Annotated in this window: 1 protein-coding gene; it reads left to right on the top strand. The window is 53.1% G+C overall.

Going from position 1 to position 1033, the window contains the following annotated elements:
- Positions 1-73 precede the first annotated feature (73 nt).
- Positions 74-1033, top strand: a 960-nt coding sequence (locus tag K787_RS0121585) for an IS1182 family transposase (RefSeq protein ID WP_022964862.1), incomplete at its 3' end; no start/stop codon positions are given.

The following is a 1033-nucleotide window of genomic DNA, read 5'->3' as shown; positions in this document are numbered from 1 at the left end:
GGCCCAGAGTGTGTAAAAACGTTGTCTTGAAGCCTTGCTATGATTTCTCGGGATTTCATCGCAAGGATCGTCCATGAAGCGCTTCATTCAAGGTGAGCATCGAGGCCAAAGCACCTTACTGCCCGAGAGCCTCGACGACTACGTCAACGATACCAATCCGGTGCGAGTGGTCGATGTCTTTGTCGACGAACTCGACCTAGTGAAGCTGGGTTTTGAAAGCGCCATCCCCGCTGATACTGGTCGGCCTGCTTATCATCCCTCGATCCTGCTGAAGATCTACATCTACGGTTACCTAAACCGCATTCAATCCAGCCGACGTCTTGAACGAGAAGCCCAACGCAACGTCGAGTTGATGTGGCTGACCGGTCGCTTGATGCCTGATTTCAAGACTATCGCTAATTTTCGAAAGGACAACGGTAAGGCTATCCGTGGCGTCTGCCGTCAGTTCGTTGTGCTCTGTCAGCAGTTAGGGTTGTTCGCCGGAAGCCTGATTGCCATCGATGGCAGCAAATTCAAGGCGTTCAACAACCGAGATCGCAATTTCACCAGCGCCAAATTGAAGCGGCGGATGGAGGAAATCGAAGCAAGTATTCACCGGTACCTGACAGCGCTCGATGCTGCCGATCAACAGGATCGTCCAGCCTCTGACCCCAATGTCGTGCACCTGGAAGAAAGAATCGCCAAGCTGAAGGCGCAAATGAAAGAGCTCCAATTGATCGAAACTCAGCTCAATGAATCACCGGATAAGCAGGTATCACTGACGGATCCAGACGCCCGCTCCATGATGACTCGCGGCACAGGAATCGTTGGCTACAACGTGCAGACAGCGGTCGATACCAAGCACCATTTAATCGTCGCTCATGAGGTGACCAATGTCGGGTCCGACCGCGATCAGCTCAGCCCTATGGCCAAGCAAGCACGCGAGGCGATGGGGACAGAAAAGCTGTCGGTTGTAGCTGACAGAGGCTACTTCAAGAGTGAGGAAATCCTGGCTTGTCACGACGCGGAAATCGTCGCCTATGTACCCAAGCCA

The organism is Halopseudomonas pelagia CL-AP6, assembly GCF_000410875.1.
In the GTDB taxonomy this organism is placed as follows: Bacteria; Pseudomonadota; Gammaproteobacteria; order Pseudomonadales; family Pseudomonadaceae; genus Halopseudomonas; species Halopseudomonas pelagia.
This window is presented reverse-complemented; position numbering and strand designations above follow the sequence as displayed.